This window comes from Klebsiella sp. MS 92-3 (assembly GCF_000195655.1).
GTDB classification, from domain to species: Bacteria; Pseudomonadota; Gammaproteobacteria; order Enterobacterales; family Enterobacteriaceae; genus Klebsiella; species Klebsiella pneumoniae.
In genome coordinates, this window is the sequence record NZ_GL882856.1 from 4,910 (window position 1) to 6,155 (window position 1,246).

Consider the following 1,246-nt stretch of genomic DNA (forward strand, 5'->3'; position numbering starts at 1 on the left):
CGCGGCGAACCTTATATTTATGTGTTATTTACCCTGTCGCCCCGGTTGCCGTCAGAACCAGGTCTCCATTTGCATACCGAACGACCATTCGCCGCCCGATTTGAATCCGTTGCTGCCTAACGCGTCATCGTTGGCGTAGTTGTCCAGTTTTTTGCTCCAGTCCATCCACGATGTATAGAAGCGGATCTCCGGCCGCGAGAAGAAGTCGCCGATGCTGCCCACCTTGAAGGTCGGGGCGAAGGTCAGCTTGTAGAAGCTGCCATTGACCGCATGGCGATCGTTGTAGCCTTCAGGCTGCAGATCCATGTACTGATAGCTCCCCTCCCAGGCGAGGGCGAAGTTCTGCGTCACTTCCTGAATCAGACGCAGGTTGAGGGTGGCCCACTGATAGCTGTCGCCATCGACATAACGATCTTTACTGCTCTGCGCCAGCACGGCCGGGGCAATAAACCAGCGATCGCTCAGCGGCGTAGTGCCATAGCTGGCGAAGCGCCAGGTATTGGCCCCCGGGCGCAGCGCGCCGTCGGAGCCGATGCCTTTAACCTCGGCGCCCAGCCCGTGGCCGTACAGCAGGGCCGTTTTGCTGGTCCCGTCGCGCAGGCCATAGAAGCTCTCATTGTGCAGGCCCAGCAGGGCATGAACCCCGGTGTTAGCGGCATCGCCTTTCACCAGATTGCCGTTCGCGTCCTGGCGGTCGTCATTATCTTTCGCCCGCATCCCGCTGACCATCATCTGCACCGGGCCGGCAAAGTTATTCATGCTGACGATATAGTTCTGCACGCTGTTGCTGCTGTCGGCGATATCGCCAAAGTTGCGGCCGTATAACGAGAAGTTGCTGCGCAGGCTGTCGTTCCATTTCACGTCGTAGATCCCGCCGCCGGTCCCGGCGAGGAACACCACATCCGAGTCAATCCAGTGGATGTCGAAGTTGTCGCGGTCAAAGCGTTTCCCGGCCCACAGGGTCGAGCCTTTGAACGGGCCTTCGAAGGTCGGCAGGTTGCCCAGCTCGACGAACGCCTGGCGCACGTTCAGATCGCTGCTGCTTGCCGTCCAGTCGTTATAGGTGGTCTGTCCGTCGGCCACCATCACTTTGAAACGGGTGGTCGCCCCGTTGTCCAGGGTCTGTTTATGTTCGAGGTTCATTTCCACATAGGTGTCGGCCTGGTTGCCCAGGCGACCAATGGCGCCGCCGGTCTCCCCGGCGGGGGGCATATAAGCGCCGGATTTGGTACTGGCGGGCGGGGCG

The 1,246-nt window shown here is 60.0% G+C and carries 1 protein-coding gene; it reads right to left on the reverse strand.

Annotated features, from left to right (window positions below; all coding sequences use genetic code 11):
* Positions 1-51: 51 nt before the first annotated feature.
* Positions 52-1,246: carbohydrate porin (locus HMPREF9538_RS04155; RefSeq protein WP_009486124.1), on the reverse strand; the 1,195-nt coding region annotated here is incomplete at its 5' end.